15 protein-coding genes are annotated in these 16,074 nt (G+C 49.2%); 11 read left to right on the top strand and 4 right to left on the bottom strand.

The window, feature by feature from the left end; genetic code table 11:
- Nucleotides 1-32 precede the first annotated feature (32 nt).
- Nucleotides 33-1,208: a DegT/DnrJ/EryC1/StrS family aminotransferase gene (locus GJV52_RS08085; RefSeq protein WP_100563225.1), complete on the top strand. Its 1,176-nt coding sequence runs from the start codon at nucleotides 33-35 to the stop codon at nucleotides 1,206-1,208.
- A 54-nt stretch (nucleotides 1,209-1,262) separates the two neighbouring features.
- The gene (locus GJV52_RS08080; RefSeq protein WP_100563227.1) at nucleotides 1,263-3,155 is read left to right on the top strand and encodes a polysaccharide biosynthesis protein; all 1,893 of its coding nucleotides are present in this window, start codon (nucleotides 1,263-1,265) and stop codon (nucleotides 3,153-3,155) included.
- Between the two features lie 154 nt (nucleotides 3,156-3,309).
- On the opposite strand, the gene queA is transcribed toward GJV52_RS08080, so the two are convergent.
- The gene (gene queA / locus GJV52_RS08075; protein ID WP_095503252.1) at nucleotides 3,310-4,347 is read right to left on the bottom strand and encodes a tRNA preQ1(34) S-adenosylmethionine ribosyltransferase-isomerase QueA; all 1,038 of its coding nucleotides are present in this window, start codon (nucleotides 4,345-4,347) and stop codon (nucleotides 3,310-3,312) included.
- Nucleotides 4,348-4,701: 354 nt separating this feature from the next.
- Between queA and accB the strand changes: the two genes are divergently transcribed.
- The 4 genes from accB (at nucleotide 4,702) to GJV52_RS08055 (ending at nucleotide 8,763) form a co-directional block, all read left to right on the top strand.
- Nucleotides 4,702-5,154, top strand: a complete 453-nt coding sequence (gene accB / locus GJV52_RS08070) for an acetyl-CoA carboxylase biotin carboxyl carrier protein (RefSeq protein ID WP_095503251.1) — start codon at nucleotides 4,702-4,704, stop codon at nucleotides 5,152-5,154.
- A gap of 123 nt (nucleotides 5,155-5,277) precedes the next feature.
- Nucleotides 5,278-6,642 carry an acetyl-CoA carboxylase biotin carboxylase subunit gene (accC, locus tag GJV52_RS08065; RefSeq protein ID WP_100563229.1) on the top strand — a complete coding sequence of 455 codons (1,365 nt, stop codon included), beginning with the start codon at nucleotides 5,278-5,280 and terminating at the stop codon, nucleotides 6,640-6,642.
- 163 nt (nucleotides 6,643-6,805) lie between these two features.
- On the top strand, nucleotides 6,806-7,693 hold the full coding sequence (gene prmA / locus GJV52_RS08060) for a 50S ribosomal protein L11 methyltransferase (RefSeq protein ID WP_095503249.1): 888 nt from the start codon (nucleotides 6,806-6,808) through the stop codon (nucleotides 7,691-7,693).
- Between the two features lie 110 nt (nucleotides 7,694-7,803).
- Nucleotides 7,804-8,763, top strand: coding sequence for an IS30 family transposase (locus GJV52_RS08055; protein WP_154143172.1), 960 nt, complete (start codon nucleotides 7,804-7,806; stop codon nucleotides 8,761-8,763).
- 86 nt (nucleotides 8,764-8,849) lie between these two features.
- Here the strand turns inward: GJV52_RS08055 and GJV52_RS08050 are convergent, their stop codons facing one another.
- The 3 genes from GJV52_RS08050 to GJV52_RS08040 form a co-directional block, all read right to left on the bottom strand.
- A complete protein-coding gene (locus tag GJV52_RS08050) occupies nucleotides 8,850-9,467 on the bottom strand; it encodes a nuclease-related domain-containing protein (RefSeq protein ID WP_100563926.1) in 618 nt (205 codons plus the stop codon).
- Nucleotides 9,468-9,619: 152 nt separating this feature from the next.
- Nucleotides 9,620-11,398: an extracellular solute-binding protein gene (locus tag GJV52_RS08045; RefSeq protein ID WP_100563924.1), complete on the bottom strand. Its 1,779-nt coding sequence runs from the start codon at nucleotides 11,396-11,398 to the stop codon at nucleotides 9,620-9,622.
- Nucleotides 11,399-11,462: 64 nt separating this feature from the next.
- Nucleotides 11,463-12,722: a YihY family inner membrane protein gene (locus GJV52_RS08040; protein WP_095503094.1), complete on the bottom strand. Its 1,260-nt coding sequence runs from the start codon at nucleotides 12,720-12,722 to the stop codon at nucleotides 11,463-11,465.
- Between the two features lie 103 nt (nucleotides 12,723-12,825).
- Between GJV52_RS08040 and wrbA the strand changes: the two genes are divergently transcribed.
- The 5 genes from wrbA (at nucleotide 12,826) to xth (ending at nucleotide 15,739) form a co-directional block, all read left to right on the top strand.
- A complete protein-coding gene (wrbA, locus tag GJV52_RS08035) occupies nucleotides 12,826-13,428 on the top strand; it encodes an NAD(P)H:quinone oxidoreductase (RefSeq protein WP_095503095.1) in 603 nt (200 codons plus the stop codon).
- Between the two features lie 198 nt (nucleotides 13,429-13,626).
- Complete coding sequence (locus GJV52_RS13450) at nucleotides 13,627-13,827, top strand: nitroreductase family protein (protein ID WP_324253482.1); 201 nt, start codon at nucleotides 13,627-13,629, stop codon at nucleotides 13,825-13,827.
- Entirely contained in the window at nucleotides 13,791-14,342 is a 552-nt protein-coding gene (nfsA, locus tag GJV52_RS08030; RefSeq protein ID WP_324253481.1) for an oxygen-insensitive NADPH nitroreductase, read from the top strand. The genes GJV52_RS13450 and nfsA overlap by 37 nt, the downstream gene beginning before the upstream one ends.
- A 227-nt stretch (nucleotides 14,343-14,569) precedes the next feature.
- Nucleotides 14,570-14,857: an ArsR/SmtB family transcription factor gene (locus GJV52_RS08025; protein ID WP_095503097.1), complete on the top strand. Its 288-nt coding sequence runs from the start codon at nucleotides 14,570-14,572 to the stop codon at nucleotides 14,855-14,857.
- A gap of 111 nt (nucleotides 14,858-14,968) precedes the next feature.
- The gene (gene xth / locus GJV52_RS08020) at nucleotides 14,969-15,739 is read left to right on the top strand and encodes an exodeoxyribonuclease III (RefSeq protein WP_100563922.1); all 771 of its coding nucleotides are present in this window, start codon (nucleotides 14,969-14,971) and stop codon (nucleotides 15,737-15,739) included.
- The last annotated feature ends 335 nt before the right edge of the window (nucleotides 15,740-16,074 follow it).

The following is a 16,074-nucleotide window of genomic DNA, read 5'->3' as shown; positions in this document are numbered from 1 at the left end:
AATTCCACCAGCCTTTTTTTCAGGAAAAGCAAATGCTTAATACCTCTCTCTCTCCATGGCCCAGCTTCACCCAAGAAGAAGCAGATGCAGTATCACGCGTGCTGCTGTCAAACAAAGTCAATTATTGGACCGGCACCGAATGCCGCGAATTTGAAAAAGAATTTGCCCAATATATCGGAACCGAATATGCCATTGCATTATCAAATGGCACGGTGGCATTGGATGTTGCACTCAAAGCCATGGACATTGGCGCAGGCGATGATGTGATTGTGACGTCACGTACCTTCTTGGCTTCCGCCTCTTCGATCGTCACTGCGGGCGCCAATCCGGTGTTTGCCGATGTTGACTTAAACAGCCAAAACATCAGCGCTGAAACCATTAAAGCCGCACTGACACCGAATACTAAAGCCATTATCGTGGTGCATTTGGCCGGTATGCCTGCCGAAATGGACGACATCATGGCTCTGGCAGCAGAACACAAATTGTGGGTGATTGAAGATTGCGCGCAAGCACACGGCGCCAAATACAAAGGCAAATCAGTCGGCTCTATCGGCCATGTCGGTGCATGGTCGTTCTGCCAAGACAAAATCATGACCACCGGCGGCGAAGGCGGCATGGTTACCACCAACGATAAAGATTTGTGGAGCAAAATGTGGTCGTACAAAGACCACGGCAAAAGCTACGATGCCGTTTACCACCGCGAACATGCACCGGGTTTCCGTTGGCTGCATGAGTGCTTCGGCACCAACTGGCGTATGATGGAAATGCAAGCTGTCATCGGACGTATTCAAATCAAACGCATGCCGGATTGGACAGCTAAACGTCAAGCCAATGCCGAACAATTAACGCAATCATTTCGTAAATTCAGCAGCATCCGTTTAGTTGAAGTCGCTGATTACATCGAGCACGCGCAATACAAATATTACGTTTTCGTCAAACCGGAAAACTTGAAAGAAGGTTGGACACGCGATCGCATTGTCAATGAATTGAATGCACGCAACGTGCCGGCTTATCAAGGCAGCTGCTCGGAAGTATATTTGGAAAAAGCCTTTGAAGGCACGCCGTGGCGCCCGAAAGAACGTTTGAAAAACGCCGTTGAATTGGGCGAAACCAGCTTGATGTTCTTGGTACACCCAACTTTAACTATAGAAGAAATGGCTTTTTGCTGCCACAATATTGAACAAATCTTAGCAGAAGCGACTGCATAAATATTTATTTCATAAATATTTATTTATTGATATCTTTACTTTAGACATACCAAAATGAATTTGGAAACCCTGTTAGCTCTACCCCGCAGCATTAAAAAGGCATTCTTTGTCATTTATGACCTGTTCGTCCTATTTATTGCTTTTTGGTTTACCCAAAGCTTGAAATTCAACCATTCTGACGAATGGCTCAACATCATTAACTGGCCTGCTTTTCTCGTAACCGCGGTACTGAGCATCACCATTTTTATCCGTTTAGGCCTCTATCGTGCAGTCACCCGTTATGTCAGCACCCGTGTATTGACGACCGCAATGGCCGGCAGTACTTTTTCAGCTGTCATCTTCTTTACCAGCATCCTGTTTTTTGAGCATAGATTTACATTTGCATTGCCACTGGTTTACTTCCTGCTCGTTGTCGTACTAATCACCAGCTCACGTATTACACTGCGGGCAGTCTTATCTGAACGCCATACTAAAAAAATGAGCCCAGTTATTATTTACGGAGCAGGCAGTTCGGGACGTCAATTACTGGAGGCCATCAAACAAGTCCGTGAATACCATGCAGTTGCTTTTGTGGATAACGACAAAAGTATTCAGCATAATATGATTTATGATTTAACGGTTTATGCGCCACATGAAATCCAATCTCTAATCAGCCGTTACGGTGTCGAAAAAATCTTATTGGCCATACCGCATGCAACCCAGAAAGAACGCAAGGCCATTATCAAACATTTAGAACAATATAAATGTGAAGTTTTGACGATTCCCAGTATGAAAGATTTGGTCGACGGCAAAATCAATGTCGGCTCATTGAAAAAAATCTCAGTTGTTGATTTATTAGGTCGCGATCCTGTCGAACCGCACGCTGAATTGATGTATGCAGATATTACCGGCAAAGTCGTCATGGTCACCGGTGCCGGCGGTTCGATTGGTTCGGAGTTATGCCGACAGATTTTACAGTGCGCGCCCACTAAATTATTGCTGCTTGAACTATCTGAGTTTTCTTTATATAACATCCATCAAGAACTCAATGAAAAACAAAAAGAAACCGGCTCTCCTGTTGAAATACTACCGCTATTGGGCTCAGTACAAAACAAAGAGCGCCTGTTAAGCATCATGCGCGCCTACCAAGTCGAAACCGTTTACCATGCTGCAGCATATAAGCATGTGCCGATGGTTGAATTCAATACCATCGAAGGCATTCAAAATAATATTTTCGGCACACTCTTCTGCGCACAAGCAGCAATTGAAGCCAAGGTCGATACTTTCGTTCTGATTTCAACCGACAAAGCCGTGCGTCCGACCAACACCATGGGGGCCAGCAAACGCATGGCCGAACTATGCCTGCAAGCTTTGGCTGCCGAACCAAACCAGCATACCCGTTTCTGTATGGTGCGTTTTGGAAACGTATTGGGTTCATCCGGCTCAGTGGTACCTGTATTTGAGAAACAAATTGCAGCCGGCGGCCCGATTACCCTCACGCACCAAGATATTACCCGCTACTTCATGACCATCCCGGAAGCAGCACAACTGGTGATTCAGGCAGGGGCAATGGGCAAAGGCGGTGATGTGTTTGTGTTGGACATGGGCGAATCAGTCAAAATCATTGACCTTGCCAAGCAAATGATTAATCTGAGCGGATTGAAGATTAAAGATACCTTACACCCTGAAGGTGACATTGCCATCAAAATTACTGGTTTACGTCCGGGTGAAAAGCTGTATGAAGAACTGCTGATCAGTGATGAAGTACAAAAAACCTCTCACCCCCGCATCATGACTGCTAATGAAATCATGTTATCTTGGGCGCAATTATCCGATATCCTGACACGCATGGAATCTGCCTGTCGGGACATGGATCACCCCTCTCTTCGTGCTCTTTTAATGGAAGCCCCAATCGGCTTTCATCCCAAAGATGATATTTGTGACCTCACTTGGTTACCGCATAAATAAACCGTCTGAACATTAAAACTCAGCAATTGCCGTTTATGTTCAGACGGCTTTTCCCTCCATCTGCGGGCTTATTGAAAACTGATCAGAAACCAAGCCGATTTTAGATGAATGGCGCACAATACGAATGAACCATCAATCATACGGAGCGGCATTTTCAGTCCGTATGCTCAACGCGCCCCAAAATCATCGCATCGCCATAGCTGAAAAAACGGTATTCCTGCTCAACCGCATGTTGATACACATCACGGATATGCTGCATACCCGACAATGCACTCACCAGCATCAGCAGCGTTGATTTCGGCAAATGGAAATTGGTAATCAAGCGGTCAACCACTTTGAAGCGATAGCCCGGGGTAATAAAAATATCGGTATCGCCCTGTCCGGCTTTCAGACGGCCTGTTTCCCGCGCAGCAGATTCCAATGCCCGCATCGACGTGGTGCCGATCGACCACACCCGATTACCACGTGCTTTGGCTGCTTCAATTGCTGCAACTGTTTCAGACGGCACCTCAAACCATTCGCTGTGCATTTTATGATCGGCAATATTATCCACGCGAACAGGCTGGAACGTGCCCGCGCCCACATGCAAGGTCACTTCCGCCATTTCCACGCCTTTGGCTTTCAACGCAGCCAACAGCTCATCGGTAAAATGCAAACCGGCCGTCGGCGCGGCAACTGCGCCCTGATGCTTGGCATAAACCGTTTGATAGCGGCTGTCGTCTTTATCATCCGCCGCCCGTTCAATATAAGGCGGCAAAGGCAAATGGCCGTTTTGCTCCAATAATTCATAAACCGTTTGCGTGCCGTCAAATCGCAGGCAGAACAATTCTTCCTGCCGTTCAACCATCACCGCATTAATGCCGCCTTCAAAAATCAGCTCCGTTCCTGGCTTGGGTGATTTTGACGAACGCACATGCGCTAAAGCGGTATGTTCGTCTAAAACACGTTCAATCAGTGCTTCAATTTTGCCGCCGCTGGCTTTTTGGCCAAACAAGCGTGCTTTAATCACTTTGGTGTTGTTAAACACCAGCACATCGCCGCGTCCGACATAATCAGGCAAATCGGCAAAATGCGCATCTTTGAGCGGCATATCGGGCAAAGCCACCAGCAAACGGCTGCTGCCGCGCACTTCAGGCGGGTGTTGCGCGATTAATTTTTCAGGTAATTCAAAGTCAAAATCAGCAATATCCATGATTTTTTTCACAATCCAAAACAGCCGTTATTATACGCATATTTCTTCTTTTCAGACGGCCTGTTTTCTTATGAAACCAACTGATTAGAATATATACTCTTGTTAACAAACTCATCTTGCTTCCGCTTTCGATTTTTGCCATTTAACGCCAAAATGAGCGATTTTTCGATATTTTGCTAGACATTTTGCTGTAACTTCGGGAAAATAGCTTAGTTAAATTCCGGCTACGGCTGACACATTCCCTATTTCTTTTGTCCGTTGCCGCAGATGGATAACGGGCAAACACAACCTGATTCAACATCACTATGTAACGTAACACGGCTCTGCAACAGACCGTCTCGATAAGGAACCAAAATGGATTTGCGCAAACTGAAAAAACTGATTGATTTAGTTGAAGAATCCGGTATCGCCGAAATCGAAGTAACCGAAGGCGAAGAAAAAGTCCGTATTACCCGTGCTACCGCCGCTCCGGCGCCTGTTTATGCCCCGGCTCCGGTTGCCGCACCTACCGCTGTGGCTGCTGCGCCGGCTGCCGCTGCCGCACCAGCAGCAGAAGCACCTGCACGCAATTTGGCTGATGCCCAAAAATCACCAATGGTCGGCACTTTCTACCGCGCCCCTGGCCCGAACGCCAAGCCGTTTGTCGAAGTCGGCCAAAGCGTGAAAGCCGGTGACACCCTGTGCATCATCGAAGCCATGAAGCTGATGAACGAGATCGAAGCTGAGAAATCAGGCGTAATCAAAGAAATTCTGGTGGAAAACGCCACCCCTGTGGAATTTGGCGAACCGTTGTTTATCATCGAATAATCCGCGTTCAGACGGCCTGATAAAAATAGGCCGTCTGAAACTTTTCGGAACATTTGAAGCATAAACATTTTCAGACGGCATGTTTGTTTTAAAATGCCATCTGAAAAATACAGGAAAATCATTATGTTGAACAAAGTATTAATCGCCAACCGCGGTGAAATCGCCTTGCGCGTGCTGCGTGCCTGCCGTGAAATGGGCATCGCCACCGTTGCCGTGCATTCCGAAGCCGACAAAGACAGCCTGCACGTTAAATTGGCCGACGAATCAGTGTGCATTGGCCCTGCCAACTCTGCACAAAGCTACCTGAATATCCCTGCTCTGATTGCCGCTGCCGAAGTGACCGGCGCCGACGGCATTCACCCAGGCTACGGCTTTTTGGCGGAAAATGCCAATTTTGCTGAACAAGTCGAGCAATCCGGCTTCACCTTTATCGGCCCGAAAGCCGGCACCATCCGCCTGATGGGCGACAAAGTATCTGCCAAACACGCCATGATTGAAGCCGGCGTGCCTTGCGTACCGGGTTCAGACGGCGCTTTGCCTGACGATGACGAAGAAATCCTCAAAATCGCCGATAAGGTCGGTTTTCCGGTAATCATCAAAGCATCGGGCGGCGGCGGCGGTCGCGGTATGCGTGTGGTCGAGAAAAAAGAAGACCTAATTCGCTCGGTGGAAATGACCAAAACCGAAGCCGGTGCCGCATTCGGCAATCCGATGGTGTATATGGAACGCTACCTGCAACGTCCGCGCCACGTGGAAATCCAAGTATTGGCCGACGAACACGGCAATGCGATTTATTTGGCCGAGCGCGATTGTTCTTTGCAACGCCGCCACCAAAAAGTCATCGAAGAAGCACCTGCACCGGGTATCACGCCGGAAGAGCGCGCCAAAATCGGCCAAGCTTGTGCCGATGCCTGCAAACGCATTGGTTATCGCGGCGCGGGTACGTTTGAATTCTTGTATGAAGACGGCGAATTCTTCTTTATTGAGATGAACACCCGCGTTCAGGTTGAGCACCCTGTCACCGAGCTGATTACCGGCGTGGACATCGTGCAAGAGCAAATCCGCATTGCCAGCGGCCTGCCGTTGCAATATACTCAAGACGACATCCAAATCGAAGGCCACGCCTTTGAGTGCCGTATCAATGCTGAAGACCCTTATAATTTCATCCCAAGCCCTGGCTTGATTGAAAGCTGCCACTTACCGGGCGGCTTGGGCATCCGCGTGGACAGCCACATCTACCAAGGCTACCGCATCCCGCCGTTTTACGACAGCTTGATCGGTAAAATCTGCGTGGTCGGCAAAGATCGTGCACAAGCCATGGCGAAAATGCGCGTGGCACTAGCCGAATTGGCCGTGACCGGCATCAAAACCAATACCCCGCTGCACCGCGATTTGTTCAAAGACGAAGGCTTTGCCCAAGGCGGCGTGAGCATCCACTATTTAGAAAAATGGTTGGAGCAACGCAAAGCCGAATTGGCTGATAAATAAGCGGATCATCATCAAGGCCGTCTGAAACGAAGGGAAGCTGCCCTATCTTTCAGACGGCCTTTTTCAATCCACGCGCATCCGTTACAATAAACCTATTTCATTCATTGCCGTCTGAAAATGTTTCTACCGTTTCAGACGGCCTATATTCTGATAGAGACCAATTATGTCATACCAACAAATTACCCTTGCCGTGAAAGACACCGTTGCCGAGCCATTGGCCGATGCGTTGATGGAGCACGGTGCGCTTTCCGCAGCGATTGAAGATGCCTACGCCGGCACCGAAAACGAACAGGCCATTTTCGGCGAACCGGGCATGCCGACCGAGCAAATTTGGCAGCAAAGCAAAGTGATTGCCCTGTTTGGCGAAGACGACGATGCGGCTGCGGTGATTCAAAACGCCGCACAAGAATGTGGTTTAACCGACTTACACTACACCACCGAAATCTTGGAAGACCAAGACTGGGTGCGCTTAACCCAAGCCCAGTTCGACCCGATTCAGATTTCCGAGCGCCTGTGGATTACCCCTTCTTGGCACGACGCGCCCGATGAAAACGCCGTTAATCTGCAACTCGACCCCGGCTTGGCTTTTGGTACCGGCAGCCACCCGACCACCCGCTTGTGTTTACAATGGCTGGACGCACAATTAAAAGGCGGTGAAAGCGTGTTGGATTACGGCTGCGGCTCAGGCATTTTGGCGATTGCCGCCTTGAAACTGGGTGCCGGCTCGGCAGTGGGTGTGGATATTGACGAGCAAGCCATCCGCGCCAGCAAAGCCAATGCCGACCAAAACAATGTTCAAGCCCAATTCTATCTACCAGATGCCGTGCCTGAAGGCCAGTTTGATGTGGTGGTAGCTAATATTTTGGCGAATCCTTTGCGTATGCTTGGCGAAATGCTGGCCGGCCGCACCAAATCGGGCGGGCGCATTATTTTATCGGGCTTGTTAGACGAGCAAGTAGAAGAATTAAGCGAAATCTACGGCCAATGGTTCGACATCGAGCCTGCCGAAATTGATGAAGGCTGGGCGCGCTTAAGTGGCGTGAAGCGTTAACAGATTCAATTAAAAAGGCCCTTACATTCGCCTAACAAGTGCAATTTCCAATAACAGAAAAGGCCAGTATGCGGTAGTATACTGCCTTTCCTGACAAGAAAGATTGCAATATGGCCTACACACAACTGACCTCACACCAAAGATACTACATTTCCAGACATTACCGCAACCTACCCCTAAACCAAATCGCACAGAACATCGGTTGTCATCCCGCCACCGTCAGTCGGGAAATCAGACGGCATTCCGTCAACGGAACCTACTGTTACCGAAAAGCACAACAGCAAAGCGAAGTTAAAAAGAAAAACAAAAAGCCAACCAAACTGACTACTGCCGTCAAACAGACTGTTAACAAACTGATTACCCAAAAATACAGCCCCGAACAAGTCTGCGGCTACCTGCTGAAACATCAACACATCAAACTGCACCACAGCACCCTTTACCGCTATCTCGCCAAAGACCGTCAAAACGGCGGCGACCTGTACACCCATCTGCGTATCGTTTCCAAACCCTACCGCAGAAAATACGGCAGCGGTGCATGGACAAAAGGCAGCGTACCGGACAGAACCGACATTGAACACAGACCTGCCATTGTCGATCAAAAAGAGCGGGTCGGCGATTTCGAGATGGACACCATTGTCGGTAAAGATCAAAAAAGCGGACTGGTGGTTGCTGTTGAAAGAAAAACCAAATTTGTCGTTATCCGCAAAATCAGCAATTTCAAAGCAGAAGATGTAGCCCGGGTAGTGATTCGGGCATTGAAGCCGTTTAAAGATATCATTCAAACGATTACTTTGGATAACGGTAAAGAGTTTTACCGACATAAAACCTTTGCCAAAGCCCTGGGTGCGGAAACTTACTTCTGCCGTCCATACCATTCTTGGGAAAAAGGCTTGGTGGAGAATACCAACGGGCTGATCAGACAATACTTCCCAAAGGGGACGGATTTTAGGAAACTGGGTGCTAAAAAGATTAAAGCGGTTGAGGAGGCCCTTAACCGCCGACCGAGAAAGACATTGGACTATGAGACACCGGGTGATCTGTTTTCAGCAGCCCTTGCCAATGGCATTTGAGCGTTGCACTTGAAATGCGAATGTAAGGCCGTCTGAAAGATAAACTTTCAGACGGCCTACTTGATTGATTTCATTTACTAAAAAACTTAAGCGCTCAAGCCCACGCGGTTAAACACCACATCAAATTCGCTGGTTTCCAATGATGCACGAATCTCGGCAACTTCTTCATCGGTAAACACCACTTCATCATATTGCGCGACAAATTCTTTAAAATCGCTGATGTCCAACACATTATCCGGCATCATGGTTTGAAAATAGCAATGCTTTGGAAACACCACCACCGAATAAAACATTTTCTGCGACACCGATAATTGATCCGCCAATGCCTGAATATATTGCTGGTTTTTCAACAATGGGTTTTCAAATCTGGCTTGATTCTTATGCAGCTTACGCGTCCACATGCCGCTGCCGTCGTCGCCCCAAATCCGGCCTTGCTGGTTCGGCGTGTTCACCACAAAAATGCCGAAGCGCGACACATACACACAATCAATTTGCTCATGCTCGCCACCACAGCGTACATCCAAATTCGGAAAAGCGTGATAGGTTTTGTCATCCAATAAGCATTTGGCGCGCACATTCACGGCAAAGCGCGCGGTAAAATTTCTCAACCAATGGGTTTTCGCCAAAATGGCCGCCAAGGCCACCGGTAGCGCCCACCATAGATAAACAAACAGGCCGTCTGAAGGATTAAAAAAGGTATTCATTGCATTTTCCACGTAATAATATATTTATTGGCTTGGGCAGCACTTATTCATGCTGCATTTTTTTCCATCATTATAAACCAAATGATATTATTTACAATAGAAGATCACCGCCTATCGGTATTTTTTACCCCTTATCGGTAAGCGCCATCGCCTTAAGGTTTCACCCATGCCGAACTGAGCGCCCAATCCAGTGGGCTGTAATATTTCGGCAATGTGCTCGGAATGCCCAGATTATCGCGATAAACCACGCGATAGCGGTCGCTGAACCAATTGGGCACGACAATATATTGATGGCGCAACACTCTATCTAAAGCGCGGGCAGAGACAGTCAATTCTTCACGGTTGCTGAAATTTTCAAAGCGTTTCAGCAACACATCCACCGCCGGATCACACACGCCCGCCCAATTGCGGCTGCCTTCGGTTTTCGCCGCTTCGCAACTGAAATAATTAAACTGCTCATTACCCGGGCTTTCGCTATTGGCATACACCACAATCGTCATGTCGTAGTCAAACGCGTTCATGCGCTTTTGAAACACCGCCGGATCGGCGATGCGTATGTTCATGCCCACGCCGATTTTGGCCAAATCGCGCTGCCATTTGGCGGTTACGCGCTCATAGGTTTTGCTTGGGCTTAAAAATTCAAACACCAGCGGCCTGCCCTGTTTGTCCACCAGCTTGCCGTTTTGATAACGGTAGCCCGCTTGCAGCAATAATGCACGCGCTTTCAAAAGCTGCGGACGCACGCCGATTTGCGGATTCACTACCGGCGGCTGCGGCACGTTTTGCGTAAACACCGCCTGCGGCAACTGCGTTTTCACCGTGTTCAGCAACGCCAATTCCGCGCCGCTGGGTTTGCCCGTTGCCGCCATTGCGCTGTTGGTAAAAAAACTGTTGCTGCGCCGATATGCGCCGTAAAACAGCTTGGTATTGGTGTTTTCAAAGTCAAAACTCTCCACCATCGCTTGGCGCACCAAAACATTGTCAAACGGTTTGCGGCGCTGATTCATCACAAAGCCCTGCATGCCGGCGGTGTTGCCGTGCTGCCATTCGTGTTTGCTCAATCCGCGTTTTTTCAGCATGTCGTCGGGGTAGGCGCGCGCCCAGTTGCGGGCAACGTTTTCCTGCACAAAATCATAGCGCCCGCCCTTGATGCCTTCGATGCGCACGCTGTCGTCTTTGAAATATCGAAAGCGCACGGTATCAAAGTTGTATCGCCCTTTACGCACAGGCAAATCCTGCGCCCAGTAATTTTTGTCACGGCGGTATTCGCTCAAGCGGCCGCTGTCGGCGCGGGCGAAGCGGTAAGGGCCCGAACCGATGGGCATGGTATTGGCCGCAGCCGCCAAACCTTGCGGATAACTTTTGTGTGAAAACACCGGCAGTTCGCCCAAAATCATGTGCAATTCGGCGTTTTTCTTCTTGAAGCGGAACACCACCGTGCGCGCTTCGGGTGTTTCCACTTTGGCAACATCGCTCCAGTAAAATTTATACATCGGCGCGGCGGCTTTGTCTTGCGTTAAAGTACGGAACGAAGCGGCCACGTCTTTGGCTAAGACCGGCTCGCCGTTGTGAAAGCGTGCTTTCGGGTTGAGCTTAAACGTAACCGACAGGCCGTCTGAAGCCAAGCTGACGTCTTCTGCCAGCAAACCATACATGGCAAACGGCTCGTCCAAGCTTTTTTCCATCAGCGTATCCAGCGTCAACGTCGCCACACCCACCTCATGGTCGCCCTTGAGCGTAAACGGATTGAGCGTGTCAAACCCACCCTGTACCGGCAGCGTAAACGTGCCACCTTTGGGCGCATTCGGATTCACATAATCAAAGGCTTTAAAATGCGGCGGATACTTCGGCGGCTGCCCCAACCCCAAACCATGGGCGGCAAAGGCTGAAGATGTGGCGAATAAAAGGGAAACAAAAGCGGTGATTTTCATGGCTGATTTAGATTTAGGTATCAGGCCGTCTGAAAAGCAAAATTGTTTTCAGACGGCCTGAATATTATATATCGTCAAAAATTTTCTTTAAGGCCGCAACAGATTTATCCTGATTATCCGTGTGCACACGGAATTCGGCCAAGGTCATGTTCATGGTTTCCACGCAAGGCTGCATGATTTTATCGACGGCGGCGTTGACCTTGTCTTTTTTCACATAAGATGGGCTGTAGACAAAAATCTTAAACAATTCGGCCAAATCGATTTTATCCGCGCTGGTTTTCAACACCCAGCCCTGTTTGCCCGAATACACATAACCATGGCGCGCCAGTTTTTCCAACAGCTCACCCAGTTCGTCGTAGCCCATATTGATGTGGGCGCGCAATTCCTGCACCAGCATGGCTTTGCCTTCCTGCTGCGCCGCGTCGAGCAGCAACAGAATTTTCAACACATCATCAAAGCGGCCGGAAGAATCGAAATTGCGACGGAAAGCATTATCGCGCCAATACGACAGCGAAGACGTCAACACGGCCCCGGCCAACACCATCGACCACAGCAGATTCAACCACACCAAGAAAAACGGAATCGCGGCAAACGCACCATAAATCGATTTATAGCCGTCGAAATTGCTCATGTACCAAGCGAAAATATAGCGCGCAATCTGCAATGCAAACGCCGTCACCACCGCACCGATTAAAGCATGTTTGGCCGGCACAAAACGGTGCGGCACAAAGCGGTAAAGTGCCCACAGCAAGACTGTGCTGAAAAACAAAGACATCAAAAACCTAACCGCTTCGGCTAACACCGGCGAAATGTATTCCAAGCCCAAGCCGTTTACCGCGCCAACAATCAGCGACAAGCTCACTCCCAGCGACAAGGGGCCAAACGTCAGCAATGCCCAATACACCAAAAATTGGCGCACCAACGGTCGCTGCGTGTGCACATTCCAAATACGGTTAAACGCACTGTCGATGGTTTGCACCAACATCAGCGAGGTCACAAACAACATCACGCTACCAATGGCGGTCAATTTACTGGCTTTGTCTTTGAATTGATTCAAATATTCAAACACCACATCCGCGCCCTGCGGCACAATCATGCGGTTGATGAATTCGACAAACGACGTCGTCCATTGATCAAACACCGGAAAAGCCGACACCACCACCAACATCACCGTCAACACCGGCACCAATGCCAGCAGCGTGGTAAAGGTCAGGCTCGATGCCACTTGCGGCACACGTTCATTATTAAAGCGGTCGAACACAAACTTCAAAAATCCGACCACTTTATTTTCCAACAAGCCTTGCCACCATTTTAAAAACGGCATACTCTTTTCCTTAATGTATTGTATGATGATGATTTTTCAGACGGCCTTCCCTTTAGGCCGCCTGAAAAGCAGTTTGATTAAGCCATTGTAACGGAATCACACCATGAACCCAACCTCCCTTAACATTTTAGTTTTGTTCTACAGCCAAAACGGCAGCACGCTCAATCTCGCCCGCCAAATCGCCCGCGGCATCGAAAGCGTAGCCGGCTGCGAAGCCGTGTTACGCACCGTACCGAAAGTTTCCACCGTGTGCGAAGCGGTAGAAAGCGACATCCCCGACAGCGGCGCACCTTACGCTACTGCCGACGATTTGAAAAACTGCGCCGGCTTGGCATTGGGCAGCCCGACCCGTTTCGGCAACATGGCCGCTGCCATGAAATACTTTATCGACGGCACGATTCCGCAATGGCTGGGCGCAGAATTATCCGGCAAACCGGCCACCGTGTTCACCAGCAGCAGTTCTTTACATGGCGGTCAAGAATCCACCTTGCTGACCATGATGCTGCCATTGCTGCATCACGGCATGGTCATCAGCGGCATTCCCTATAGCGAAAGCACCCTCAGCCATACCCAAAGCGGCGGCACGCCTTACGGCGCATCACATGTGGCCGGACACGACGGCAGTGCGGCATTAAGCGCCGATGAAAACGAATTGGCTTTTGCCCAAGGCAAACGTTTGGCCGAACTGGCGTTGAAATTGGCATAAATCGGTTGACCGCTCACGCAACAATCTTCATGCTTCTGTAATCCGTTCCCTCTCCCTAAGCAAGGGAGAGGGCTAGGGAGAGGGTTTGAGCCACAACACCTTCCCCATACAAAACACAACATCAAGGCCGTCTGAACACCATCACCCAAGCCATATTTTTCAGACGGCCTCACACCTAATCAAATAGAAAGGAAAATCATGACCTTATCCAGCAAGCCTGTCATCGAAACCGCCTTGGCGCACCGCTCTATCCGCAAGTTCACCGATGAGCCGATCAGCAGCGAACAACTCACCGCCATTTTAAACGCCGGTCGTGCCGGTTCGACCTCCAACTTTTTCCAAAGCACCCAACCGATCCCGAAGTGCGCACCCAAATTCGGGACATCGGCCGCGCTTTAAGCAGCATCGACACCTGCGCCGAACTGCTGATTTTCTGTTTCGACTTCGCCAAACACCAATCTTTCGCCCCTGAATCGCAACTCGATTGGACGGAAATGGTGTTAATCGGCGCCGTCGATTGCGGCATCATCGCGCAAAACGTGATGCTGGCGGCCGAATCATTAGGCTTAGGTGGCGTGTATCTCGGCTACATCCGCAACGACATCAACCGCACCGCTGAAATCTTGAAGCTGCCGAAACACGTTGTGCCGATGTTTGGCATGGCGCTCGGCCATCCGGCACAAGACCCAATGCTGCGCCCTCGTTTGCCGCTGGAAGCCATGGTTTCCGAAAACCATTGCCAGCCGATTGACGAGCAAGTGCTGGCCGATTACCGCGCCCTTACCCGCGCTTATTACCAAGAACGCAGCAAAATGGACACCGATTGGGTCGAACAAATGACCGAATCGCTCAAAGGCGAAATCCGCCCTGAAATTCTGCCGTTTTTGCACAAACAAGGTTTTGCGCAAAAATAAGCGCTGAATCCATGCAAAGGCCGTCTGAAACATTTCAGACGGCCTTTTGATTTTCGCCATTAACAATTCTTTACGATATTTTTAAACTAAGTAAATCGGCAAGCACAAATTTGATGTTAAACTCAATGAAAACAAGCGGTTCGAAATCATGATAATCGGAAAAAGAATGACTATCTTTTACAATTATCTACCGCATTATTTATCTCAACCAAACACAAAGCACAGCCATGGAAAACCAACGTCTCTCAACCCTATTGAAACTCATCGCCCAACCCGAGCGTATGAGCATCCTGTTTCTCTTGCTTGAAGGCGATCGCAACGTAACGGAACTTTGCGCCGCCACCGGTCAACACGCTACCACTGTGTCCAACCACTTAGCCAAATTACGCAGCGAAGGCTTGGTCGAATTCACCCGCTACCACCGCGTGCTCGAATACCGCCTGATTTCCGATGAAGCCGCCATGATTTTGCACACGCTCAAAAGCTTAAAACAAGCCGGCCAACAAGCCGCTTGAGTTTAAATCCCACCAAAATCAATGCTAAAATAGCGCGGTTCATCAGCCAACCGCGCTGTTTTTTTCGGCCGACACTTTCAGACGGCCTGTTCTCCCACACACGGAATCCCCATGAAAATCACCACTTGGAACGTCAATTCCCTCAACGTGCGCCTGCCGCAAGTGCAAAACTGGCTGGCCGAACACCAACCCGATGTCTTGGTCTTGCAAGAACTCAAGCTCGACCAAGACAAATACCCTGCCGCCGCGCTGCAAATGATGGGCTGGCACACCGTTTGGAGCGGCCAAAAAACCTACAACGGCGTGGCCATTATCAGCCGTACCGAGCCGCAAGATGTGCACACCGGCCTGCCCAACCTGCCCGACGACCCGCAACGCCGCGTGATTGCCGCCACCATCAACGGCGTGCGCGTGATTAATGTTTACTGCGTTAACGGCGAAGCGCTCGACAGCCCGAAATTTGAATATAAAGAACAATGGTTTGCCGCGCTTACCGAATTTGTGCGTGACGAACTGACCCGCCATGAAAAATTGGTTTTGCTCGGTGATTTCAACATCGCTCCGGCCGATGCCGACTGCTACGACCCGGAAAAATGGCATGAAAAAATCCATTGTTCCAGCATTGAGCGCCAATGGTTTAAAAACCTGCTCGACTTAGGCCTTACCGACAGCCTGCGCCAAATCCACCCCGAAGGCGCGTTTTACACTTGGTTCGACTACCGCGGTGCCATGTTCCAACGCGGTTTGGGCTTGCGCATCGACCACCTGCTGATTTCTCCGGCCTTGTCTGCGGTATTAAAAGATGTGAACGTTGATTTGGTTGCACGCGGCCAAGAGCGTCCGAGCGACCATGCGCCGGTGACGGCTGTGTTTGATTTATAAATGATTGATGATTAACATAAAAGGCCGTCTGAAAATGGTTTTTCAGACGGCCTTTTATTTAAATCAGCCTCAAACAAACTGCTATTATTGTAAAAATTTATAAATATAATAGCCAATTTCTTTCAATGTGAAATCTTCCCACTTTTCATAACCCTTTGAAAAACATATTCAAATACTGATCTCTTTTTTGATTTAATATTAACAAACATCTAATTCCCAAAAATCAGCTTGATTTAAGTCAGAACATATTGTGCTTTTTATACATAAAATCCGCCTTGTCATACCAGATATTGATTTTAAACCGATATTAAGATAGTAAATAACAAGGAGCATAA

The organism is Neisseria brasiliensis, from assembly GCF_009671065.1.
Classification (GTDB): domain Bacteria; phylum Pseudomonadota; class Gammaproteobacteria; order Burkholderiales; family Neisseriaceae; genus Neisseria; species Neisseria brasiliensis.
The sequence above is the reverse complement of the archived record's forward strand: the minus strand, read 5'-3'. Positions and strand labels throughout refer to the sequence as shown.

Coding starts and splice junctions, on each gene's coding strand:
- GJV52_RS08085 (WP_100563225.1), top strand. CDS start 33: ATGCTTAATACCTCTCTCTCTCCATGGCCCAGCTTCACCCAAGAAGAA.
- GJV52_RS08080 (WP_100563227.1), top strand. CDS start 1,263: ATGAATTTGGAAACCCTGTTAGCTCTACCCCGCAGCATTAAAAAGGCA.
- queA (WP_095503252.1), bottom strand. CDS start 4,347: ATGGATATTGCTGATTTTGACTTTGAATTACCTGAAAAATTAATCGCG.
- accB (WP_095503251.1), top strand. CDS start 4,702: ATGGATTTGCGCAAACTGAAAAAACTGATTGATTTAGTTGAAGAATCC.
- accC (WP_100563229.1), top strand. CDS start 5,278: ATGTTGAACAAAGTATTAATCGCCAACCGCGGTGAAATCGCCTTGCGC.
- prmA (WP_095503249.1), top strand. CDS start 6,806: ATGTCATACCAACAAATTACCCTTGCCGTGAAAGACACCGTTGCCGAG.
- GJV52_RS08055 (WP_154143172.1), top strand. CDS start 7,804: ATGGCCTACACACAACTGACCTCACACCAAAGATACTACATTTCCAGA.
- GJV52_RS08050 (WP_100563926.1), bottom strand. CDS start 9,467: ATGAATACCTTTTTTAATCCTTCAGACGGCCTGTTTGTTTATCTATGG.
- GJV52_RS08045 (WP_100563924.1), bottom strand. CDS start 11,398: ATGAAAATCACCGCTTTTGTTTCCCTTTTATTCGCCACATCTTCAGCC.
- GJV52_RS08040 (WP_095503094.1), bottom strand. CDS start 12,722: ATGCCGTTTTTAAAATGGTGGCAAGGCTTGTTGGAAAATAAAGTGGTC.
- wrbA (WP_095503095.1), top strand. CDS start 12,826: ATGAACCCAACCTCCCTTAACATTTTAGTTTTGTTCTACAGCCAAAAC.
- GJV52_RS13450 (WP_324253482.1), top strand. CDS start 13,627: ATGACCTTATCCAGCAAGCCTGTCATCGAAACCGCCTTGGCGCACCGC.
- GJV52_RS08025 (WP_095503097.1), top strand. CDS start 14,570: ATGGAAAACCAACGTCTCTCAACCCTATTGAAACTCATCGCCCAACCC.
- xth (WP_100563922.1), top strand. CDS start 14,969: ATGAAAATCACCACTTGGAACGTCAATTCCCTCAACGTGCGCCTGCCG.